Below are 22,288 nucleotides of genomic sequence, written 5' to 3' on the forward strand. Positions count from 1 at the left end.
TGCATTCGCGCGGCGCGGGCTGCGACCCGAACCCGCGATGCGCGCGGCTGCTGCGTCAGACCAGCTCGCGCAGCCGGTGCTTGAGCACCTTGCCGGTCGATGCGGCCGGCAGCGCATCGAGCACGCGGATGTGCGCGGGGCGTTTGTAAGCCGTGAGCCGCTCCGCGCACCACGCATGCAATGCCGCCTCGTCCGCCGCCGCGCCCGGCACCAGCTCGACGAACGCGAGCACTTCCTCGTTGCCGTCGATCGCCCGGCCGATCACGGCCGCCTGCACGACGTCCGGATGCGCGTTCAGCACCTGCTCGACCTCGACCGGATACACGTTGAAGCCCGAGCGGATGATCAGCTCCTTGCTGCGGCCCACGATCGTCACCGCGCCGTCCGCGCCCTGCCGCGCGAGATCGCCGGTGCTCAGCCAGCCGTCCGGCGACACGGCCGCGCGCGTCGCGTCCGCGTTGCGGTAGTAGCCGAGCATCACGTTCGGCCCGCGCACGCGAATCTCGCCGACTTCGCCCGGCGGCACGTCGGTGCCGTCCGGCGCGACGATCCGCATGTCGACACCCGGAATCGGTACGCCGACCGAGCTGTCCGTGCGCGGCGCGTCGAGCGGCGTCTGCGTGATCGTCGGGCTGCTTTCGGTCATCCCGTAGCCGTTGTGCAGCGGCACGCCGTACAGGCGCTCGACGCGCGCCTTCAGATTCGCATCGAGCGGTGAGCCGCCCGAATACGCGAAGCGCAGCCGCGGCGCGCGCCAGGCATGGCCGTGCGTGTGCACGTGTTCGAGCAGCTTCGCGTGCATCGCCGGCACGCCCTGGAAGATCGTGACGCCTTCGTCGGCGAGCGCGATGCGCACGGCTTCCGGCGAGAAGCGCGGCGCGAGCCGCAGCGTCGCGCCTGCGTAGAGGCTGCCCAGGCACACCGACGCGAGCCCGTACACGTGCGACACGGGCAGCACCGTGTAGACGACGTCGTCGGGCGACACGCGGCGCAGCATGCTCGACGTCGCCGCGATGAACAGCAGGTTGCGGTGCGACAGCATCACGCCTTTCGGCGTACCGGTCGTGCCGGTCGTGTAGATCAGCGCCGCGCATTGCTCGGCGCCGTCGGCGGCCACCGGTTCGGCGGGCGCGCCCGCATCGACGCGATACGACCACGCGCCGATGTCGACCGGCAACGCGCCGGCGGGCGTGGCGCCGAGCCGCTCGGCATGGGCGTGCGCATCGGCCGACGCGTCGCTCGTGAACGCGATCAGCTTCGGCCGCGCGTGCGCGGCGATAGCATCGAGCTCGGCGGCCGACAGCCGCGCGTTCGACACGAGCGCCCAGGCGTCGATGCGCGCGGCCGCGAACAGCAGCACGATCTGCGCGACGCAGTTTTCCGCGACGATCATCACGCGGTCGCCGCCTTGCACGCCGAGGCCCGCCAGCCGCGCGGCCGCCGCGTCGACGGCCTGCGCCAGCTCGCCGTACGACAGCCGGCGCGCATCCTCGATCAGCGCCGGATGCGCGGGCGACTGGGCGGCCCGGTGCGCCGGCACGTCGGCAATCCGACGCGGCAGCGCGGCGAGCAGCGCATCGACGTCGAGCGATTCGGATGAACGGAGGGGCGAGGACATGGCGTCTCCAGATGATGGGCCGGCGACGGCCGACGATATTTGCGAACGATCGTGCCATGGCGGCGCGTGCGCGACAATCGGCCAATCGGACAATAGCGCTTCACGAAGTTCGCAACGATGATGGGCGCGATCGCGACGGCGATGCGGCGGGCCGGCGGAAAACGGGCCGCGAGTATACCGTCGGCGCGGGCACGCCATTGCGCGCCCGCCGATCGTTCGCCATTAAAATGCCGCCATGAGCAAATCCAGACACGTGTCCGAAACCCCCGCGACCCAGCTGCTGCGCCGTCATGGCGTCGCATTCGGCGAGCATCCGTACGAATACGTCGAGCACGGCGGCACCGGCGAATCGGCGCGCCAGCTCGGCGTCGACGAGCACAGCGTCGTGAAGACGCTCGTAATGGAAGACGAACACGCGAAGCCGCTGATCGTGCTGATGCACGGCGACCGCACCGTGTCGACGAAGAATCTCGCGCGGCAGATCGGCGCCAAGCGCGTCGAGCCATGCAAGCCCGAGGTCGCGAACCGCCATTCGGGCTATCTCGTCGGCGGCACGTCGCCGTTCGGCACGCGCAAGACGATGCCCGTCTACGTCGAGGCGACGATCCTCGAATTGCCGACGATCTATCTGAACGGCGGCCGGCGCGGCTACCTCGTCAGCCTCGCGCCGGCGGTGCTCACGTCGCTGCTCGGCGCGCAGCCCGTGCAATGCGCGAGCGTCGACTGAGGGTTTCACCTTCGTGGCACCTCGCGCCCGTTCGGTAGAATGGGCGCCGTTTCGGCCTGTCGGCTTGCCGCGCACGGCCGTCCCTTTCCCGATACGTTGAAAGAAGAGTCCTCCGCATGCAGATCCTGCTCGCCGCCCTCGTTGCCTACCTGATCGGTTCGGTGTCGTTCGCCGTCGTCGTCAGTTCCGTGATGGGCCTGGCCGACCCGCGTTCGTACGGGTCGAAGAACCCCGGCGCGACCAACGTGCTGCGCAGCGGCAACAAGAAGGCCGCGATCCTGACGCTCGTCGGCGACGCGTTCAAGGGCTGGATCGCCGTCTGGCTCGCCCGTCGCTTCGGCCTGCCCGACGTCGCGATCGCGTGGGTCGCGATCGCCGTGTTCCTCGGCCACCTGTACCCGGTGTTCTTCCGCTTCCAGGGCGGCAAGGGCGTCGCGACCGCGGCCGGCGTGCTGCTTGCCGTGCACCCGGTGCTCGGGCTCGCGACCGCGCTGACCTGGCTGATCGTCGCATTCTTCTTCCGCTATTCGTCGCTCGCGGCGCTGGTGGCGGCCGTGTTCGCGCCGGTGTTCGACGTGTTCCTGTTCGGCATGCCGGGCCACAACCCGGTCGCCTGGGCCGTGCTCGCGATGAGCGTGCTGCTCGTGTGGCGTCACCGCGGCAACATTTCGAAGCTGCTCGCGGGGCAGGAGAGCCGGATCGGCGACAAGAAGAAGGCGGCCGCGGACGGCGGCGCGCAGGACGGCGGGAAAGCCTGAGAACGCGCGGCGCGGGCCGCGCGCCGGGCGCGCCGCGTGTGCGGGCCCGGCCGGATGACGCGACGGGCCGGCGGCCGGTCAGTCGCGGAAGTTGTTGAAGTCGAGCGGCGTGTCGGTCACGTCCTTGCGCAGCATCGCGATCGTGCTCTGCAGGTCGTCGCGCTTCGCGCCCGAGATGCGCACCGCGTCGCCCTGGATGCTCGCCTGCACCTTGATCTTGCTGTCCTTCACGAGGCGCACGATCTTCTTCGCGAGGTCGCCCGTCACGCCTTTCTTCACGGTGACGATCTGCTTGACCTTGTCGCCGCCGATCTTCTCGACCTTGCCGTAGTCGAGGAAGCGCACGTCGACGTTGCGCTTGGCCAGCTTGCCGATCAGCACGTCCTTGACCTGGCCGAGCTTGAAATCGTCGTCGGCGAACAGCGTCAGCTCGCGTTCCTTCTGCTCGACGCGTGCGTCGGAGCCCTTGAAGTCGAAGCGCGTCGAGATTTCCTTGTTCGACTGCTCGATGGCGTTCTTCACTTCGATCATGTTCGCTTCGGAAACGACGTCGAACGATGGCATGGCATTCTCCCTTGAGATGCGGGTGCCCGGCTCGCGCGCGGGCACTCGCTATAATTGCGGACTGTTTGCCATTTTACCGATGCCCCTGCGTTTGCCCAAGGCCGGCCCTGCGCCGCCCGGGCCGACGTGACCGCGAATGCCGATGCCCCCTGACGATTCCGCCCTGTCGCTGCTTCCCGACCATCCGCTCGCCGCGCACAACACGTTCGGCATCGCCGCGCGCGCGCGCTTCGCCGCGCGCATCACGCAGCCGGCGCAGTTCGAGGCGCTGCATCGCGACCCGCGGCTCGCGAACCTGCCGCGGCTCGTGCTCGGCGGCGGCAGCAATATCGTGTTCACGCGCGATTTCGACGGCGTCGTGCTGCTCGACGAGATCGCGGGCCGCCGCGTCGTGCGCGAGGACGGCGATGCGTGGTACGTCGAGGCCGGCGGCGGCGAGAACTGGCACGCATTCGTCGCGTGGACGCTCGAGCACGGGATGCCGGGCCTCGAGAATCTCGCGCTGATCCCGGGTACCGTCGGCGCCGCGCCGATCCAGAACATCGGCGCATACGGCCTCGAGATGAAGGCGTATTTCGATTCGCTGGTCGCGGTCGAGCTGGCGACGGGGCGCCGCGAGCGTTTCGACGCCGCGCGCTGCGCGTTCGGTTACCGCGACAGCTTCTTCAAGCGGGACGGGCGCGGCCGGTTCGCGATCGTCGCGGTGACGTTCCGGCTGCCGAAGCAATGGACGCCGCGGCTCGGCTACGCGGACGTCACGCGCGAGCTCGACGCGCGCGGCATCGCGCCCGACGCGGCGACGCCGCGCGACGTATTCGATGCGGTCGTCGCGATCCGCCGCGCGAAGTTGCCCGATCCGCTGGTGCTCGGCAATGCGGGCAGTTTCTTCAAGAATCCGGTGATCGACGCCGCGCAGTTCGACGCGCTGCGCGCGCGCGTGCCCGACGTCGTGTCCTATCCGCAGCCGGACGGCCACGTGAAGCTCGCGGCCGGCTGGCTGATCGACCGCTGCGGCTGGAAGGGGCGCGCGCTCGGGGCGGCGGCCGTGCACGACCGCCAGGCGCTCGTGCTCGTCAATCGCGGCGGCGCGACGGGCGCCGACGTGCTCGCGCTGGCGCGGGCGATCCAGGCCGACGTGCGCGCGCGGTTCGGCGTCGAGCTGGAGCCGGAACCGGTCTGCCTGTAACGCAGCGCGCGCCGGTTTCGGCGCACCGAAACGAAAAGCGCCGATCGTCGACCGGCGCTTTTTTTACGCGTGTGCGCTGCCGCGCGTCAGTGCTTCAGACGGCCGAGCAGCAGGAACTCCATCAGCGCCTTCTGCACGTGCAGGCGGTTCTCCGCTTCGTCCCACACGACGCTCTGCGGGCCGTCGATCACGCCGGCCGTCACTTCCTCGCCGCGGTGCGCGGGCAGGCAGTGCATGAAGAGCGCATCCGGATTCGCATGGCCCATCATTTCCTCGTCGACGCACCAGTCGGCGAATGCCTGCTTGCGCGCTTCGTTCTCGGCCTCGAAACCCATGCTCGTCCAGACGTCGGTCGTCACGAGATCGGCGCCCTTGCACGCTTCGTTCGGATCGTCGAACACGTCGTAGAACGGCGCGCTGTCGGGCGCCACGAGCTTCATGTCGAGCGCGTAGCCGGGCGGGGTGGACAGGCGCAGCTTGAAGCCGAGGATCTGCGCGGCTTCGATCCACGTGTAGAGCATGTTGTTCGCGTCGCCGACCCACGCGACGGTCTTGCCGGCGATCGGGCCGCGGTGCTCGTAGTACGTGAAGATGTCGGCGAGCACCTGGCACGGGTGGTATTCGTTCGTCAGGCCGTTGATCACCGGCACGCGGGAATTTTGCGCGAAGCGCGTGATCACGTCCTGCTCGAACGTGCGGATCATGATGATGTCGACCATCCGCGAGATGACCTGCGCGGAATCCTCGACGGGCTCGCCGCGGCCGAGCTGCGTGTCGCGCGTGCTCATGAACACGGCGTGGCCGCCGAGCTGGAAGATCCCGGCCTCGAACGACAGGCGCGTGCGGGTCGAGCTCTTCTCGAAGATCATCGCGAGCGTGCGGTCGTGCAGCGGGTGATAGGTCTCGTAGTTCTTGAACTTGCGCTTCAGGATACCCGTGCGTTCGAGCACGTACTCGTAGTCTTCCAGCGAGAAATCCTTGAACTGCAGGTAGTGACGAATGGTTTTGGCGGTCATGAAACGAAATACGGCGGGTCTCACCCGGCAGCGAGGCCGGACGGCGCCGCCGTCGGGTGTGGATAACTCAAAGCAGCATAAAGGATTTTCCGTGCTTTGACGAGCCGTGGCGCGACGCGGGGCAGCGTCGCCGCGCGTCGCCGGCGGTGCGGGTAGACGGGCGTCGGGACGACGCGCGATGGCGCGCTGCGGTATAATCCAAAAGTTTTCTCCAGCCCGGCAGGCAAGGCTTTTCGCGCTCTGCCGGACACAAGCCGTGCGCTGCACAAATCCGGTGCAGTCCACCGGCGGCGCACATCGACGCCCCGTTTTCGGGATATCGGAACGCTTGTGCCGCTTGCCACTCCAGCTTTGTGTTCGCGTATCCAGGCGCCGTTGCCTGGGCATCGCCGGGCCGTCACTTGGGTAACCACATGGCTGAAACCCCTCCGACCGAATTCTTCATCCAGGGCATCACGAAAGACGGGAAAAAGTTTCGCCCGAGCGACTGGTCGGAACGTCTGGCCGGTGTGATGGCCTGCTTCGGGCCGGGGGCGAGCGGGCCGAATGCGCGTCTCAAGTATTCGCTGTACGTGCGCCCGACGATGCTCGGCGACCTGAAATGCGTGATCCTCGATTCGCGGTTGCGCGACATCGAGCCGATGGCTTTCGATTTCGTGCTGAATTTCGCGAAGGACAACAACCTCGTCGTGACCGAGGCGTGCGAACTGCCGGACTACAACGCGAAGAAGTGAGTGTGATGCCGGCGGGCGAGGGCGCGAGCTGCGCCAGCCCGGGCAAATCCTGCCGCCGCGCCCGATGCGCCCGGCGGCAGGCAACAAAAAAGCCCGCCTAGGCGGGCTTTTTCGTGATCGCAGGAAACAGGAGCGCCCGCTCGCGCGGGCGCACCGGATTTACGCTGCTGCCTGCAGACCCTTGACGGCTGCGGCCAGGCGGCTCTTGCTGCGAGCGGCCTTGTTCTTGTGAACGATCTTCTTGTCGGCGATCGTGTCGATCGTCTTCACGGCAGCCTTGAACAGCTCGGCAGCCTTTGCCTGGTCGCCGGCTTCAACAGCCTTGCGAACCGACTTGATCGCGGTACGGAATTTCGAGCGCAGCGCCGAGTTGTGCGAGTTTGCCTTCGCGGCCTGGCGGGCGCGCTTGCGTGCTTGTGCGGAGTTAGCCATGACGGTTCCTTATCCTGTCCTGTTTCCAGAGCTTGGAGCCTGACGGCCAAGCGCTGCTTTTCGATCCGTCCCCTGAGAACGATTGCCCAGGGGCGCATAAAAAAACGGTGATTTTAACCGAGGCCGGGACATGAAAACGGCAGTTGCCGTGCATGTACGAGCCCAGAAACCGGCGATTATAGCAACAAAATCAAGCGAGTGGCAAGTTCGACGTAACGCTCGCCGGGCGGGGCGCGGGCGGCGGCCGTGCTTTTCGGCATCGGCGATGGCCGGGTCGCGCAACGTCCGTATAATAAGCGCCCCATGAATCTATTCCGAGCCCTGCTGACGGTCAGCGGCTTCACGCTGCTGTCGCGCGTGACCGGACTGGCCCGCGAGACGCTGATCGCCCGTGCGTTCGGCGCCAGTCAATACACCGACGCGTTCTACGTCGCCTTCCGTATTCCGAACCTGCTGCGCCGCCTGTCCGCCGAAGGCGCGTTCTCGCAGGCGTTCGTGCCGATCCTCGCCGAGTTCAAGAACCAGCAGGGGCACGATGCGACGAAGGCGCTCGTCGACGCGATGTCCACCGTGCTCGCGTGGGCGCTGGCCGTGCTGTCGGTCGTCGGCATCGCCGGTGCGTCGTGGGTCGTGTTCGCGGTCGCGTCCGGCCTGCACGGCGACGGCCAGGCGTTCCCGCTCGCGGTCACGATGACGCGGATCATGTTCCCGTACATCGTGTTCATTTCGCTGACGACGCTCGCGTCGGGCGTGCTGAACACGTACAAGAGCTTCTCGCTGCCCGCGTTCGCGCCGGTGCTGCTCAACGTCGCGTTCATCGCCGCGGCCGTGTTCGTCGCGCCGCACCTGAAGGTGCCGGTCTACGCGCTCGCGTGGGCCGTCATCGTCGGCGGTGTGCTGCAGTTTCTCGTGCAGTTGCCGGGCCTGAAGAAGATCGACATGGTGCCGCTGATCGGCGTCAACCCGCTGCGCGCGCTGCGTCATCCGGGCGTGAAGCGCGTGCTCGCGAAGATGGTGCCCGCGACGTTCGCGGTGTCCGTCGCGCAATTGTCGCTGATCATCAACACCAACATCGCGTCGCGGCTCGGGCAGGGCGCGGTGTCGTGGATCAATTATGCCGACCGCCTGATGGAATTCCCGACCGCGCTGCTCGGCGTCGCGCTCGGCACGATCCTGCTGCCGAGCCTGTCGAAGGCGCACGTCGACGCCGATTCGCACGAATATTCGGCGCTGCTCGACTGGGGGCTGCGCGTCACGTTCCTGCTCGCGGCGCCGAGTGCGCTCGCGCTGTTCTTCTTCGCGACGCCGCTCACCGCGACGCTGTTCAACTACGGCAAGTTCGACGCGCATACCGTCACGATGGTCGCGCGCGCGCTCGCGACCTACGGAATCGGCCTCGTCGGCATCATCCTGATCAAGATCCTCGCGCCGGGCTTCTATGCGAAGCAGGACATCAAGACGCCCGTGAAGATCGCGGTCGGCGTGCTGATCGTCACGCAGCTGTCGAACTACGTGTTCGTGCCGCTGATCGGCCACGCGGGCCTCACGCTGAGCATCGGCGTCGGCGCGTGCCTGAATTCGCTGCTGCTGTTCCTCGGGCTGCGCAAGCGCGGCATCTACCAGCCGTCGCCGGGCTGGCTGCGCTTCTTCGTGCAGCTCGTCGGCGCGGCGCTCGTGCTCGCGGGCCTGATGCACTGGTGCGCGATCAGTTTCGACTGGACCGGCATGCGCGCGCAGCCGCTCGATCGCATCGCGCTGATGGCTGCGTGCCTCGTGCTGTTTGCTGCACTATATTTCGGTATGTTGTGGGTGATGGGCTTCAAATACGCTTACTTCAGAAGGCGCGCCAAGTGACGACCGCAATGACCCGCGTCCTCGACTACTTCAGCACGCTCGTGGCGGACGACGACAGTCTGCCCGTCACGGAAGCCGCGCTGTCGCTGGCGCAGGACGCGTATCCCGACCTCGACCTGCAGGGCACGCTGGCCGAACTCGACATGCTGGCGGCGCGGCTGCGCCGGCGGCTCGCCGACGATGCGGACCTCAAGGGCCGCGTCGCCGCGCTGAACGACTTCTTCTTCCGCGAGCTCGGCTTCGCGTGCAATCACAACGATTACTACGACCCCGATAACAGCCACCTGAATGCCGTGCTGAAACGGCGGCGCGGGATTCCGATCTCGCTGTCGGTGCTGTACCTGGAACTCGCCGAGCAGATCGGCGTGCCGGCGCGCGGCGTGTCGTTTCCCGGCCATTTCCTGCTGCGCGTGACGCTGCCGGACGGCGACCTGATCATCGATCCGACCAACGGCCATTCGCTGTCCGAGGCCGAGATGGTCGAGATGCTCGAGCCGTACGTCGCGCGCGCGGCCGGCGCGGTCGACAGCGCGTTGCGCGCGCTGCTGCAGCCCGCGACGAGCCGCGAGATCATCGCGCGGATGCTGCGCAACCTGAAGACGATCTATCTGCAGACGGAACGCTGGCAGCGGCTGCTCGCGGTGCAGCAGCGGCTCGTGATCCTGCTGCCCGAGCAGCTCGACGAGGTGCGCGACCGCGGCTTCGCGTATGCGCGGCTCGACTACCTGCGCCCCGCGCTCGAGGATCTCGAGCAGTATCTCGGCGAGCGGCCGGAGGCGGAAGACGCGACCGTCGTCGAGTCGCAGGTCAGCGAATTGCGGCAGCGGATGCAGCGCGACGGCGAGGATTGAGCGACCACCGCGCCGGCGCCGGTACGCGACAATGACGCCCGCACCGCGGGCGTTTTTCTTGCGCGCGTGCATTGGCTTCGGCTGCATCCGGATCACACCGTCGACGCGAATCACTTCGCCGCCGAGCATCGGATTCGTGCGGTGGCGACACGCGGCCGGTCGTGCAAATCGCGCGCAGGCGAAAAAAAAGCCGCCCGGAACGGGCGGCCTGCCAGTGCGCGACGCGCGGCTTACTTCAGTGCGTCAAACGCGCGCTCGCGGATTTCGTCGACGGTGCCGAGGCCCGAGATCTTGCGATACTGCGGCGCCTTCAGACCGTTTTCCTCGCCGCGCTGCGCCCAGTCGCCGTAGTACGTGATCAGCGGCTTGGTCTGCGCTTCGTACACTTCGAGACGCTTCTTGACCGTTTCTTCCTTGTCGTCGTCGCGCTGGATCAGCGGTTCGCCCGTCACGTCGTCGAGACCTTCGACCTTCGGCGGATTGAACTTGACGTGATACGTGCGGCCCGATGCCGGGTGCGTGCGGCGGCCGCTCATGCGCTCGACGATTTCCGAGAACGGGACGTCGATCTCGAGCACGTAGTCGATCGCGACGCCGGCTTCCTTCATCGCGTCAGCCTGCGCGATCGTGCGCGGGAAACCGTCGAACAGATAGCCGTTCGCGCAGTCGGGTTCCATCAGGCGCTCCTTCACGAGGCCGATGATCAGCGCGTCCGGCACGAGCTTGCCGGCGTCCATGTAGCCCTTCGCCTCGACGCCGAGCGGCGTGCCGGCCTTAACGGCCGCGCGCAGCATGTCGCCCGTTGAGATTTGCGGGATGCCGAATTTTTCCTTGATGAAGTTTGCCTGGGTGCCCTTTCCCGCGCCGGGCGCGCCCAACAGGATCAAACGCATGGTGATATCTCCAAGTATGTAGATTCGTGTGGCGAGACACAAACGTGCCGGCGACAGTGGGCGCGGGGCTTGCACGGCGCGTGGCGGACCGGTCTGATGCGGCGCGTCGGTTCGAGCGACGCGCGGCTGCCGGCGGCGCCACGGGCGGGTCAAGCGAGGACGCGCTGGTCGCGGACGGCTCGCACAATCGCCTGATTATGCCATGGGTTATTTTGAACCCGGCCGAAAAAGGGCCTGCACGCGCGCGAGATCGGCCGGCGTATCGATGCCGGCTTCGGGCGCGGATTCGGTGATCAGCACCGCGATGCGCTCGCCGTGCCACAGCGCGCGCAGCTGTTCGAGCTGCTCGGCCTGCTCGATCGGCGCCTGCGCGAGCGACGGATAGGTGCGCAGGAAACGCGCGCGATATGCATAGAGGCCGATGTGCCGGTAGACCGGGAAAGCCGGCGCTGGCATGGCCGCGACGTCGGGCCAGTGCGGCTGATATGCGTCGCGGCTCCACGGAATCGGCGCGCGCGAGAAGTACAGCGCGACGCTCTGCGCGTCGAGCGCGACCTTCACGACGTTCGGGTTGAACACGTCGGCCGCGTCGTGGATCGGGTGGGCCGCGGTGGCGATCGCGCACGCCGGATGCGCGGCCAGGTGCGACGCTACGTCGCGGACCAGCGCGGGGTCGATCAGCGGTTCGTCGCCCTGCACGTTGACGACGACGGTGTCGTCGCGCCAGCCGAAAGCCGCCGCGACTTCCGCGAGCCGGTCGGTGCCGGACGGATGATCGGCGCGCGTGAGCACCGCTTCGAAGCCGTGATCGCGCGCCGCGTCGAGCACGCTCTGCGCGTCGGATGCGACGAGCACCTGCTGCGCGCCCGCTTCGCGCGCGCGCTCGGCGACACGCACGACCATCGGCTTGCCGCCGAGATCGGCGAGCGGCTTGTTCGGGAGCCGCGTCGACGCGAGCCGGGCGGGAATGACGGCGATGAAGGGTTGCGGGTGAGTCATCGGGAAGCGCTGAGAAGAACGAGGCGGGCGACGCCGGAAGCCGGTCGCCCGGCGGAGTGCGGCGGCCCGGTCGGGGCCGGGCCGTCGGTGTCGAATCGTCGCGCCGGCGAGCGGCGCGGCGGCTCAGCGGCCGGCCGGGTCGACCGGCGTGCCTTCGACGGTCTGGCGCGCTTCGTCGACGAGCATCACGGGGATGCCGTCGCGGATCGGGTACGCAAGCTTGTCCGCGTTGCAGATCAGCTCCTGCGCGGCGCGGTCGTAGTGGAGCGGGCCTTTGCAGATAGGGCACACAATGATTTCAAGCAGGCGAGCGTCCACGGAGTTTCTCCACAACGAGGGCAATGAGGCGAGGGTCGAGCGCGGCTTCGACGGGGACCACCCACAGTCGGGCGTCGCGCCAGGAAGCGCCCAATTTTACTGCATCCTTCTCGGTGATCAGGATCGCATCGACGGCATCGTCGACGAACGGATTGTCGGCGAACGCGTAATGGTCGGGCAGCGCGCGGGTCGCCGGCGCGAGGCCGGCCGCGCGCAGCGTCGCGAAGAAGCGCTCCGGCGCGCCGATGCCGGCCGCGGCGAGTACGCGTTCGTTCGCGAACTGCGACAGCGGGCGGCGCAGCGCGGGCTGGTCGAGGTGCCACGCGGCGCCCGGCGTCAGCGCGAGCGCGTAGGTGTCGGGCCACGGCGGCAGCGCGCCGCTGTACGGATCGTTGACGAGCGTCGCGTCGCGGTGCCGCGACAGCGGCTCGCGCAGCGGCCCGGCCGGCAGCAGGAAGCCGTTGCCGCCGAGCCGGTGGTCGAATACGACGAGCTCGACGGTGCGCGCGAGGCGGTAGTGCTGCAGGCCGTCGTCGCTGACGATCACGTCGACGTCCGGGTGCGCGGCGCGCAGCGCCTGCGCGGCCGCGACGCGGTCGGGGCACACCCACACGGGCGCGCCGGTGCGGCGAGCGATCAGCAGCGGTTCGTCGCCGGCCGCGCCCGCGCGCGACGCCGGCGTGACGGCGGTCGGCGCCTTCACGTTCGCGCCATAGCCGCGCGACACGACGCCGGGCGTGAAGCCGGCCGCGCGCAGCGCGTCGACGAGCGCGATCACGGTCGGCGTCTTGCCGGTGCCGCCGACGGTCACGTTGCCGACCACGACGACGGGCACGCCGACGTCGATCGGCTGCTTCCAGCCTTGCGCGTAAGCAGTGCGCCGCAGGGCCGCGCACAGGCCGAACACGCATGCGAACGGCGTGAGCGCCCACGCGAGCGCGCCGCGCCGCTGCCATTCGCGTGTCAGGCGCGCTTCGAGCCGCGCGAGCGGGCCGCCGGGCGCGCTCATCGGGCCGGGCGCGGCGCGTCGTGCGCCGCGGCGAGGGACGGATTCGTCAAGGCGGATTCTCCGTTGGGCGGCGCGTGCCGCGGGGCCGTGGAAGGCGGCACTCTAGCGCGCCGCACGCCGACGCGGCAAGCGCGACCGGCCGACCCGGCCGACGGGGCGGGATCGTGCCGGCCTGTGGATAACTCTGTGAAGAACTCCCCGGTCGATGGCCTCAAACGCCCGTCCGGCGGGCATCGAATCGGATGAGAATCATTCTGAAAGGTTTAAAAAATTATAAAAATCAACGCCTTACGAAGAATCGTCTGGATTTTTTGGCGGTTTCCGGGCGTTTTACGCGGACGAATGTCAGCGTGTGGACACCTTCCACGCGTGGCGGCGAATACGGCGACGCTGGACGCCGCGCGCGTGTCGGACTATCGTGACGCCGCCAGCATTCATCCGACCGCCCATGCTTTCCGATTCTCCTTTTTCCGCACCCGGCGCCACGCGCGGCGGCGACGAAGTGATTCCCGTTTCGGCGCTCAACCGTGCGATTTCGACGATGCTCGAGCGCGCGTTTCCGCTGCTGTGGATTTCCGGCGAAGTATCGAACTTCACGCGCGCCGCGAGCGGCCACTGGTATTTCTCGATCAAGGACCAGCAGGCGCAGATGCGCTGCGTGATGTTCCGCGGCCGTGCGCAATACGCGGAATTCACGCCCCGCGAAGGCGACCGCATCGAGGTGCGCGCGGTCGTCACGATGTACGAGCCGCGCGGCGAAGTGCAGCTCAACGTCGAAGCCGTGCGGCGCACCGGACAGGGGCGCCTGTACGAGGCGTTCCTGCGGCTGAAGGCGCAGCTCGAAGGCGAGGGCCTGTTCGCCCCCGAACGCAAGCGGCCGTTGCCGGCTCATCCGCGCGCGATCGGCATCGTCACGTCGCTGCAGGCCGCCGCGCTGCGCGACGTGCTGACCACGCTCGCCCGGCGCGCGCCGCACATTCCGGTGATCGTCTATCCGGCTCCCGTGCAGGGCGCCGGTTCCGCCGAAAAGCTCGTCGCGGCCGTCGCGACCGCGAACGCGCGGCGCGAGGTCGACGTGCTGCTGGTGTGCCGCGGCGGCGGCTCGATCGAGGATTTGTGGTCGTTCAACGACGAAGCGCTCGCGCGTGCGATCGCGGCGAGCGAGCTGCCGGTCGTGAGCGGCGTCGGGCACGAAACCGATTTCACGATCGCCGACTTCGCGGCCGACCTGCGCGCGCCGACGCCGACCGGCGCGGCCGAACTCGCGAGCCCGCAGCGGGCGCTGCTGCTGCGCGAGGTCGACGAGCGCCAGCGCGCGCTCGCGCGCGGCATGGCGCGCCGGCTCGAACAGCGCGCGCAGCAGCTCGACTGGCTCGCGCGCCGGCTCGTGAGCCCGGCCGAGCGGCTGCAGCGGCAGCGCACGCACGTCGAGCAGCTCGCGGTGCGGCTCGCGTCGGCGGCATCTCGGCCGGTGCGCGATGCGCGCGCGCGTTTCGCGCTCGCGCAACTACGCTGGCAGCGCGCGCGGCCCGACGCGTCACAGGCGCGCCACGCGCTCGCGGGGTTGTCGCAACGTCTCGCGGTCGCGCTGCAGCGTCGTCACGAACGCGACACTGCGCGTGTGTCGGCCTGTGCCGCACGGCTCGAGGTGCTGAGCCCGCAGCGTACGCTCGAGCGCGGCTATGCGGCGCTGATCGATGCGCAGACGGGCCGCGCGGTACGCGCGCCGAGCGCGCTGAAGCCGCAGCGGCGCCTGACCGTGCATCTCGCCGAAGGCGCGGCCGACGTGTCGCTCGCCGACGTGCAGCCGCGGCTGACCGATACGATCTGACGCAAGCGTCGCGCGCGAGGCGCGAGGATCATCGCAATGCATGCCGCGCGGCCGGGCACGAATGCTGCGCATCGTCCGGTTCGCCCTGCCGGACGTTGCGCCAGCATCGCTTTTCCGCATACCGCGGATAAATGGCCCGTGAGTTTGCGGGGTTATTCGTCCTCGCCTACAATCGGACGCTCGGCAGCATCCAACACAGCCTCCCTACATACTCAACGAAGGAATCGCCATGGCTCATACGCTCCCGCCGCTCCCGTACGCTGAAGACGCACTCGCGCCGACCATCTCGAAAGAGACGATCGAGTACCACTACGGCAAGCACCACCAGGCTTATGTGACGAACCTGAACAATCTGATCCCGGGCACGGAATTCGAAAACCTGCCGCTGGAAGAGATCATCAAGAAGTCGTCGGGCGGCATCTTCAACAACGCCGCGCAAATCTGGAACCACACGTTCTTCTGGAACAGCCTGTCGCCGAACGGCGGCGGCGCACCGTCGGGCGCGCTGGGCGACGCGATCAACGCGAAGTGGGGTTCGTACGACGCATTCAAGGAAGCGTTCACGAAGGCCGCGGTCGGCACGTTCGGTTCGGGCTGGGCATGGCTCGTGAAGAAGGCCGACGGTTCGCTCGACATCGTGTCGACCAGCAACGCCGCCACGCCGCTGACGACCGCCGACAAGCCGCTGCTGACGATCGACGTGTGGGAACACGCGTACTACATCGACTACCGCAACGCGCGTCCGAAGTTCGTCGAAGCGTTCTGGAACATCGTGAACTGGGACTTCGCAGCGAAGAACTTCGCGTAAGTCCGGCGCCTGCGCGCCGTCACGGCGCGCGGCATCGAACAAGGCCCTCGGAGCCCTCGGTTTCGAGGGCTTTTTGTTTTGTCCCGCCCCGAACGTGTCGCGCCGGCCGGCTCAACCGGCCATGCCGAGCAGCCAGCCGAGCGCCGCGCTCGCGATCACGACGGCCCAGGGCGGCACGCGCCAGAACACCAGCGCGACGAACGCGACCAGCGCGGCGGCCAAGTCGCGCGGCGCGACGATCGTGTCGGTCCAGACCGGGTGATAGAGCGCGGCGAGCAGCAGCCCGACGACGGCCGCGTTCACGCCGGCGAGCGCTGCCTGCATGCGCGCGCTGCGGCGCAGGCGTTCCCAGAACGGTGCGGTGCCGGCGATGAGCAGGAACGACGGCGCGAAGATCGACACGAGTGCGATCGTGCCGCCGAGCCAGCCATTCGGCGCGTCGCGCAGCGACGCACCGAGAAATGCCGAGAACGTGAACAGCGGCCCCGGCACGGCCTGCGCGACGCCATACCCGGCGAGAAACGCCGAATCGCCGACCCAGCCCGGCGCGACCACGGCCGCCTGCAGCAGCGGCAGCACCACATGGCCGCCGCCGAACACGAGCGCGCCCGTGCGGAAGAACGCATCGACGACGGCCAGCGTATCGGAGCGCAGCGCGCGGGCCGCGAACGGCAGTGCGGCGAGCAGCGCCGCGAACAGTGCGAGCCACAGCACGCCTGCGCGCGGCGACACGTGCAGCGGCAACGGTTCGTGCGCATCGCGTGCCGGCTGCGGCAGCACCGCGAGACCGGCGGCCGCGGCCACCGCGATCACCGCGACCTGCGTCCACGCGGCCGGCGCGAGCAGCGCCACGCACGCGGCCGCGGCCATCAGCGTGACGCGCCGCGCATCGGGGCACAGCGTACGCGCCATGCCCCACACGGCTTGCGCGATCACCGCGACCGATACGATGCGCAGCCCGTGCAGCGCGCCGGCTTCGATCGGCGCGCCTGTCGCGTGAACGCCGAGCGCGAACAGCATCATCAGCAGCGCCGACGGCAGCGTGAAGCCGAGCCACGCGGCGAACATGCCGGCATAGCCGGCACGCGCGAGACCGATCGCCATCCCGACCTGGCTGCTCGCCGGCCCGGGCAGGAACTGACACAGCCCGACGAGATCGGCATAGGTGCGCTCGGTGAGCCAGCCGCGCCGCGTGACGAATTCCGCGCGAAAGTAGCCGAGATGCGCGACCGGCCCGCCGAACGACGTGAGGCCTAGCCGCACGAACGCGATGAATACGGGCCACGGATGACGGGCGGGGGCGGGGACGGTCGACGTGTTCAAGGCGATGCGCGCGGTGGACGGAAACGAGCCGCCACGATAGCGCAACTCGGCCGCCGCGGGCAGCGCGTCGCGGCCGATACAGGCTGATAGGGGCCGATAGAGGCCGTGGCGCGCCGTTCAGTACGCGCCGTCGCCGAGCCCGCTCGCGCGGCGCAACGCGTCGACGTCCACGAGCTCGATCTCGCCGACGTGCAGCCGCACGACGCCATCGGCCTGCAGCGCCTTCAGCAACTGGTTGGTCGTCTGCCGCGTCAGCGACAGCATCGACGCGAGCATTTCCTGCGACAGCCGGATGTGCGTGCGCCCGGCGCTGATGCCGCCGTAGCCTTCGGCGATCATCAGCAGCCGCGCGGCAAGCCGCTGCGCGGCCGGCATCACGCTTATCGATTCGACCGTCAGGAAGCTCAGGCGCAGCTTTTGCGCCATCAGCAGCGCGAACTGCCGCCAGTATTGCGGCGTCGTATCGAGGATCGCGAGCAGCGCGGCCTGCGGTACGTGCAGCAGCAGCGTGTCGTCGAGCGCGATGGCGTCGTGCGTACGCGGACGGCCGTCGAACAACGCGATCTCGCCGAACCAGGTGACGGGCTCGGCCACCGTCAGCAGCGCTTCCTTGCCCTGCGGATCGACCGCGCCTATCGTGAGTGAACCGGCCAGCACCGCGTACAGCCCGCACGGCGGGTCGCCGCGCCGGAACAGCGCCTGGCCGGACGGCAGATGGCGCGGCGTCGCGCGGGCGATCAGCTCCGCGCGCAGCGCGGGCGGCAGCGCGGCGAACCACGGGTTCGCTTCGATCTGCGGCAGGTACGGGGCGAGCGAGGAAGGCATGGGCGCGCGATGTCGGGTAGCTGACAGCGGTTCTCGGGCGTGATGCGCATCATAGCGCTCAATAACCGATCAGGAGACGCCATGAAGACCCTCGAAGACCATCTTTCCCGGTATGCGGCCTACCATCGCGACGCGCGCAACATCGCGACCCATCTGGTCGGCATCCCGATGATCGTGTTCGCGATCGCGGTGCTGCTGTCGCGGCCGGCGCTCGGGACGCCGGCCGGCATCGCGCTGTCGCCCGCACTGCTGCTCGCCGTCGCGTCCGCGGCGTTTTACCTGCGTCTCGACCTGCGGTTCGGGATCGTGATGACCGTGCTGTTCGCACTTGGCCTGTGGGCCGCGCAGTCGCTGGCGCTGCGGCCGACCGCGCAATGGCTCGCGATCGGCATCGGCGCGTTCGTCGTCGGCTGGATCGTGCAGTTCGTCGGGCACTGGTTCGAAGGCCGCAAGCCCGCGTTCGTCGACGATCTGGCCGGCCTGATCGTCGGGCCGCTGTTCGTCGTCGCCGAGGTCGCGTTCTTCGCGGGGCTGCGCGGCGACGTGCGCCGCGAAGTCGAGCGGCGCGCGGGCCCCGTGCACGGCGGCGCGCATTCACCTGTCTGATGCACCGGCCGGACCGGTCTGCGTGTTCGGCGCGGGCGCTTCGGTGCGCCGGCGCCGGTCAATGCGCGACTGTGCGTGCTCGTTCACGACGCGGAAAGCGCGGCGGCGCGCGTGCGGGCCGCGCAGGCCGGCGTCGCACCATCCGCCGTCGGCGCAGGCCGTACGCAACGGCTAAGATGCGGAGTGCGTCATACGACGCCTTTGCGGAGCAATCGCCATGGTGGATCGCCCGACCCTCGATGCCTACGACGCCCATGCCGCGCAATACGCGCAGGACTGGCTCGACCAGGCTGCGCCCGACGACATGTACGCACTGCTCGAACAGTATTTCTCGCCGGGGCTGACTGCCGACGTCGGCTGCGGCGCCGGGCGCGATACGGCGTGGCTCGCATCGCGCGGCTTCGACGTGCGCGGCTACGACGCGAGCGCCGCGCTGCTCGACGAGGCGCGGCGGCGCCATCGGGATCTGATTTTCGAGCGGGCCGCGCTCCCGGCGCTGCCCGGCGTACCGTCCGGCGCGTTTCGCAACGTACTGTGCGAAACGGTCGTCATGCATCTCGAACAGGCGGACGCGGCGGCGGCTGCCGCGCGGCTGGCCGATCTGCTGATGCCGGGCGGCACGTTGTACCTGAGCTGGCGGGTGGCCGGAAACGGCGTGCTGCGCGACGAGCGCGGCCGCCTCTATACGCCGCTCGATTCGGCGCGGATGCATGCGGCGCTCGGCGCCGGCGTGCGCGTGATCGACGAGCACGAGGTCGTCAGCGCATCGTCCGGCAAGCGCGTGCACCGGTTGATCGTGCGCAGGGCGGGCGGCGACGCGTGAGCGCGCCGCGCCGGCGCACTTGGCACTTACTCGCGGCTGAGCGCCGCTTCCCAGTTGATGTCGACGCAGAGCACCTGCATGCCCGTCGCGGCCGGTGCGGCGATCGACGCGGTCACGCACAGGTGCGCCTCGTTGATCGACAGGTAGGGCGGCGTCAGATGCACGCCGCCCGGCGCGCGCATCGCGTCGATGAAGTACGGGCGGCGTTCCCAGCTCGCGCCTTCGGAATGCAGCAGCGGCCGGAAGCGCTTCGCGCGTTGCGACACGCTGCCGCGCGCGAGCACGTTGTCGCCGATCTGGCGGCCCGACGCGTCGAGCAGGAAGCAGCGTGCGGTCTCGGGCAGCCCGAGCACCGCGGCCGCCGCATCGGTGAGCGATTCGCCCGCGCCGAGCTTGCGGCTCGCTTCCTCGAGCGCGGCGACGTACGGCGCGAGCCGTTCCGCCTGCGTGCGCTCGCGCTGCGCGACGCGCAGCCGCAGCGCGGCCGACAGCGTATCCATGCAGCCCGCGGCGGCCTGCGGCTGCACGGGGTCGACGCTCGGCCCCGCGAAGTACTGGCCCTGCACGAAATCGACGTCGCATTCGAGCGCGATCAGCGCGTCGCGTTCGGTCGCGAGCCCACCCATCAGCACGAGCTGGCCGGATTCGTGCAGCAGCGACACGAGCCCCGGCAGCACGCGTTCGAGATGCGAGTGCTCGCTCGCCTGCGCGAGGATGCCGCGGTCGAGCGTGACGATGTCGGGATGCAGGTGCCACACGCGATCGATGTTCGAATGCTTCGCGCCGAATCCGACGAGCGCGATCAGGAAGCCGGCCTTGCGCAGCCCGTCGATGATCGCCGCATAGCGCGGCGTCTCGCCGCCGGCCTGTTCGGGCACCTCGAGCACCACGCGGTGCGGCGGCAGCCCGAGCGCCTTCAGGTTCGCGAGCAGCGCGTCGCCGTACACGGTGTCCATCAGCGCGGCCGGATGCAGGCTCAGGAAGAGCCACTCGTCGTGGCTGTCGAACGCGTGGAAGTTACCGAGATGCAACGATTCGGCGAGCCGGCCGAGCTCGAGCAGGTCGCCGCGCCGTGCCGCCTGCGTGAACACCTCGTGCGACGCCACCTGGCGGTTTTCCTCGTCGTGCGCACGCAGCGACGCGTGATAGCCGATCGCGCGCCGGTGCGACACCGAGAAAACGGGCTGAAACACGCTGAACACGGTGTAGCCGCCGTACAGCACGGTGCGCCGGTTCCCGTCGTCGCCGGCGACCGGGCGGGGCGGCTGAAAGCCGGGGGGATCGATTTCGATCATGCTCATGATGTCGGCCGAAGGAAGGCTGCCAGTTTACCTACAGAATAGGCCAGCAAGAAGCATGCACGGCGGCATGGCACCGTGTACGGCCGCCCGGCGCGGCCGGTACGCGCGCGGCCGGGTCGCGTTGCACCGCGATGGTGCGCGCCGGCCCGATTCGGCGCGCGCCGCGCGTCACGCGCGCTCGGACGGGTCGGTCTTGCGCGCCGGGCCGCGGATCTCGGGCGCGAGCTGCGCGAAGATCCACGCGGACGCGGCCGTGATGATCCCGACGCAGATGAACGTCGCGTGGAACGCCGGCAGCGTGTTGCTCGGCGTCACGGTGCGCAGCATGCCGGTGAACGTCGCCAGCAGCGCGCCGGCGACCGTGACGCCAAGGCTCATCGACAGCATCTGCACGAGCGAGAACAGGCTGTTGCCGCTGCTCGCGCCGCCGGTGCCGAGATCCTTCAGCGTCAGCGTGTTCATCGCGGTGAACTGCATCGAGTTGAAGCCGCCGAACAGCGCGAGATGCACGACCTTCACCCACACCGGCACCGTGTCGCGCATCAGCGCGAAGCTTGCCATCATCACGCCGACCATGATCGTGTTCGCGAGCAGCACCTTCCGATAGCCGTGCTGCGTGATCAGCCGCGTGATGATCCGCTTCGAGAACATGCCGGCCGCCGCGACCGGCAGCATCATCAGCCCGGCCTCGAATGCCGAGTAGCCGAGGCTCACCTGCAGCAGCAGCGGGATCAGGTACGGCATCGCGCCGCTGCCGATCCGCGCGAACAGGTTGCCGAGCAGCCCGACGCTGAACGTGTGGATCTTGAACAGCTCGAGCGAGAAGATCGGCTGCGGCGCGCGCACCGCGTACAGCCCGTACGCGACGAAGCACGCGAGGCTCAGGACCAGCAGCACCAGCACGGCCGCGTGCTGCATGCCGAGATCGGCGAGCCCGTCGAGCGACAGCGAGATCGCGACCATGCCGATCGTCAGCAGCAGATAGCCCTTCAGGTCGAAGCGGCCGGCGGCCGGGTTGCGCGAATCGGGCATCGAATAGAAGGTCGCGATGCAGCCCGCGACGCCGACCGGCACGTTGATCAGGAAAATCCAGTGCCACGACGCGATCTTCACGAGCCAGCCGCCGAGCGTCGGCCCGATCAGCGGGCCGATCAGGCCCGGAATCGCGACGAACGACAGCGCGGGCAGGTAGCGCTCGGCCGGAAACGTGCGCAGCACCGCGAGCCGCCCGACCGGCAGCAGCATCGCGCCGCCGACGCCCTGCACGACGCGGAACGCGACGAGTTGCGTCAGCGTATGCGCGTTCGCGCACAGCAGCGAGCCGAGCGAGAACACCAGGATCGCGCTGAAGAACACGCGTCGCGTGCCGAACGTGTCGGCGAGCCAGCCCGACACGGGGATCATCACCGCCATCGTCAGCGAGTACGCGATCACGACCGATTGCATCCGCAGCGGCGATTCGCCGAGGCTCGCGGCCATCGACGGCAGCGCCGTGTTGACGATCGTCGCGTCGAGCGTCTGCATGAAGAAGCCCGTCGCAACGAGCCAGAGCATCACGGTGAGGTTTTTTTCGCCGGGAGCGGCGGCGGGCGGGCGTTGGAACATGAGGGCGGGGTGGTGGCGCGGGACAGCCGACATTGTAGGGAAAGCCGCCGCGCCGTGCAGGTTCGGGGCGATATGTGATGCGGCCCGACTCGACCTCGGCCGGCCGTGCCACGGGAAGCCTGTCCCCGTCGGGCGGCCAGTACAGTTCAGCCGAAAGCGTCTGCTGCCGTATCTGTCCGTGTGCCGCCTCCGTCCGAAATACTGGTG

At 68.9% G+C, this 22,288-nt stretch carries 22 protein-coding genes; 10 read left to right on the top strand and 12 right to left on the bottom strand.

Features of this window, described 5'->3' with window-relative positions; translation table 11 throughout:
* Window positions 1-55: 55 nt before the first annotated feature.
* A complete protein-coding gene (locus KPB06_RS11170; protein WP_275905587.1) occupies window positions 56-1,618 on the bottom strand; it encodes a class I adenylate-forming enzyme family protein in 1,563 nt (520 codons plus the stop codon).
* 235 nt (window positions 1,619-1,853) lie between these two features.
* Here KPB06_RS11170 and ybaK point away from each other — a divergent pair, with 235 nt between their 5' ends.
* Both ybaK and plsY read left to right on the top strand, forming a co-directional pair.
* The gene (gene ybaK / locus KPB06_RS11175; protein WP_012329097.1) at window positions 1,854-2,345 is read left to right on the top strand and encodes a Cys-tRNA(Pro) deacylase; all 492 of its coding nucleotides are present in this window, start codon (window positions 1,854-1,856) and stop codon (window positions 2,343-2,345) included.
* A gap of 116 nt (window positions 2,346-2,461) precedes the next feature.
* On the top strand, window positions 2,462-3,103 hold the full coding sequence (gene plsY, locus KPB06_RS11180; protein ID WP_050017052.1) for a glycerol-3-phosphate 1-O-acyltransferase PlsY: 642 nt from the start codon (window positions 2,462-2,464) through the stop codon (window positions 3,101-3,103).
* Between the two features lie 78 nt (window positions 3,104-3,181).
* On the opposite strand, the gene KPB06_RS11185 is transcribed toward plsY, so the two are convergent.
* Window positions 3,182-3,667: a YajQ family cyclic di-GMP-binding protein gene (locus KPB06_RS11185; RefSeq protein ID WP_034208219.1), complete on the bottom strand. Its 486-nt coding sequence runs from the start codon at window positions 3,665-3,667 to the stop codon at window positions 3,182-3,184.
* Window positions 3,668-3,803: 136 nt separating this feature from the next.
* Here KPB06_RS11185 and murB point away from each other — a divergent pair, with 136 nt between their 5' ends.
* A complete protein-coding gene (gene murB, locus KPB06_RS11190) occupies window positions 3,804-4,853 on the top strand; it encodes a UDP-N-acetylmuramate dehydrogenase (protein ID WP_275905588.1) in 1,050 nt (349 codons plus the stop codon).
* An 86-nt stretch (window positions 4,854-4,939) separates the two neighbouring features.
* On the opposite strand, the gene argF is transcribed toward murB, so the two are convergent.
* Window positions 4,940-5,869: an ornithine carbamoyltransferase gene (gene argF, locus KPB06_RS11195; protein WP_059578391.1), complete on the bottom strand. Its 930-nt coding sequence runs from the start codon at window positions 5,867-5,869 to the stop codon at window positions 4,940-4,942.
* 413 nt (window positions 5,870-6,282) lie between these two features.
* Between argF and KPB06_RS11200 the strand changes: the two genes are divergently transcribed.
* Entirely contained in the window at window positions 6,283-6,603 is a 321-nt protein-coding gene (locus KPB06_RS11200) for a DUF3579 domain-containing protein (RefSeq protein WP_006482210.1), read from the top strand.
* Between the two features lie 159 nt (window positions 6,604-6,762).
* Here KPB06_RS11200 and rpsT read toward each other — a convergent pair whose 3' ends face one another.
* Complete coding sequence (gene rpsT, locus KPB06_RS11205; RefSeq protein ID WP_006482211.1) at window positions 6,763-7,035, bottom strand: 30S ribosomal protein S20; 273 nt, start codon at window positions 7,033-7,035, stop codon at window positions 6,763-6,765.
* A gap of 303 nt (window positions 7,036-7,338) precedes the next feature.
* Here rpsT and murJ point away from each other — a divergent pair, with 303 nt between their 5' ends.
* On the top strand, window positions 7,339-8,889 hold the full coding sequence (gene murJ / locus KPB06_RS11210; RefSeq protein ID WP_059578388.1) for a murein biosynthesis integral membrane protein MurJ: 1,551 nt from the start codon (window positions 7,339-7,341) through the stop codon (window positions 8,887-8,889).
* A gap of 8 nt (window positions 8,890-8,897) precedes the next feature.
* Entirely contained in the window at window positions 8,898-9,740 is an 843-nt protein-coding gene (locus KPB06_RS11215; RefSeq protein ID WP_060313760.1) for a SirB1 family protein, read from the top strand.
* A 230-nt stretch (window positions 9,741-9,970) separates the two neighbouring features.
* Here KPB06_RS11215 and adk read toward each other — a convergent pair whose 3' ends face one another.
* From adk to lpxK, 4 genes are all read right to left on the bottom strand, one after another.
* Entirely contained in the window at window positions 9,971-10,633 is a 663-nt protein-coding gene (gene adk, locus KPB06_RS11220; RefSeq protein WP_226225584.1) for an adenylate kinase, read from the bottom strand.
* Window positions 10,634-10,840: 207 nt separating this feature from the next.
* Window positions 10,841-11,632, bottom strand: coding sequence for a 3-deoxy-manno-octulosonate cytidylyltransferase (gene kdsB, locus KPB06_RS11225; RefSeq protein WP_059578383.1), 792 nt, complete (start codon window positions 11,630-11,632; stop codon window positions 10,841-10,843).
* A gap of 123 nt (window positions 11,633-11,755) precedes the next feature.
* A complete protein-coding gene (locus KPB06_RS11230) occupies window positions 11,756-11,950 on the bottom strand; it encodes a Trm112 family protein (protein ID WP_006482216.1) in 195 nt (64 codons plus the stop codon).
* Window positions 11,931-12,959 carry a tetraacyldisaccharide 4'-kinase gene (gene lpxK, locus KPB06_RS11235; RefSeq protein WP_089465082.1) on the bottom strand — a complete coding sequence of 343 codons (1,029 nt, stop codon included), beginning with the start codon at window positions 12,957-12,959 and terminating at the stop codon, window positions 11,931-11,933. The genes KPB06_RS11230 and lpxK overlap by 20 nt, the downstream gene beginning before the upstream one ends.
* A gap of 448 nt (window positions 12,960-13,407) precedes the next feature.
* Here lpxK and xseA point away from each other — a divergent pair, with 448 nt between their 5' ends.
* Both xseA and sodB read left to right on the top strand, forming a co-directional pair.
* On the top strand, window positions 13,408-14,790 hold the full coding sequence (xseA, locus tag KPB06_RS11240) for an exodeoxyribonuclease VII large subunit (protein WP_059644857.1): 1,383 nt from the start codon (window positions 13,408-13,410) through the stop codon (window positions 14,788-14,790).
* A 229-nt stretch (window positions 14,791-15,019) separates the two neighbouring features.
* Complete coding sequence (sodB, locus tag KPB06_RS11245; RefSeq protein ID WP_059578375.1) at window positions 15,020-15,598, top strand: superoxide dismutase [Fe]; 579 nt, start codon at window positions 15,020-15,022, stop codon at window positions 15,596-15,598.
* 111 nt (window positions 15,599-15,709) lie between these two features.
* Here sodB and chrA read toward each other — a convergent pair whose 3' ends face one another.
* Both chrA and KPB06_RS11255 read right to left on the bottom strand, forming a co-directional pair.
* The gene (chrA, locus tag KPB06_RS11250) at window positions 15,710-16,921 is read right to left on the bottom strand and encodes a chromate efflux transporter (protein WP_124863914.1); all 1,212 of its coding nucleotides are present in this window, start codon (window positions 16,919-16,921) and stop codon (window positions 15,710-15,712) included.
* A gap of 117 nt (window positions 16,922-17,038) precedes the next feature.
* Window positions 17,039-17,746, bottom strand: a complete 708-nt coding sequence (locus KPB06_RS11255; RefSeq protein WP_059644863.1) for a Crp/Fnr family transcriptional regulator — start codon at window positions 17,744-17,746, stop codon at window positions 17,039-17,041.
* A gap of 81 nt (window positions 17,747-17,827) precedes the next feature.
* Between KPB06_RS11255 and KPB06_RS11260 the strand changes: the two genes are divergently transcribed.
* Window positions 17,828-18,352 carry an Mpo1 family 2-hydroxy fatty acid dioxygenase gene (locus tag KPB06_RS11260; RefSeq protein ID WP_275905589.1) on the top strand — a complete coding sequence of 175 codons (525 nt, stop codon included), beginning with the start codon at window positions 17,828-17,830 and terminating at the stop codon, window positions 18,350-18,352.
* Window positions 18,353-18,569: 217 nt separating this feature from the next.
* Entirely contained in the window at window positions 18,570-19,175 is a 606-nt protein-coding gene (locus KPB06_RS11265) for a class I SAM-dependent methyltransferase (RefSeq protein WP_099316750.1), read from the top strand.
* A 26-nt stretch (window positions 19,176-19,201) separates the two neighbouring features.
* On the opposite strand, the gene KPB06_RS11270 is transcribed toward KPB06_RS11265, so the two are convergent.
* The gene (locus tag KPB06_RS11270; protein WP_059578360.1) at window positions 19,202-20,476 is read right to left on the bottom strand and encodes an EAL domain-containing protein; all 1,275 of its coding nucleotides are present in this window, start codon (window positions 20,474-20,476) and stop codon (window positions 19,202-19,204) included.
* 168 nt (window positions 20,477-20,644) lie between these two features.
* Window positions 20,645-22,081: a multidrug transporter subunit MdtD gene (gene mdtD, locus KPB06_RS11275; RefSeq protein WP_059578356.1), complete on the bottom strand. Its 1,437-nt coding sequence runs from the start codon at window positions 22,079-22,081 to the stop codon at window positions 20,645-20,647.
* Between the last annotated feature and the right edge of the window lie 207 nt (window positions 22,082-22,288).

Source organism: Burkholderia semiarida, from assembly GCF_029268935.1.
GTDB lineage: Bacteria > Pseudomonadota > Gammaproteobacteria > Burkholderiales > Burkholderiaceae > Burkholderia > Burkholderia semiarida.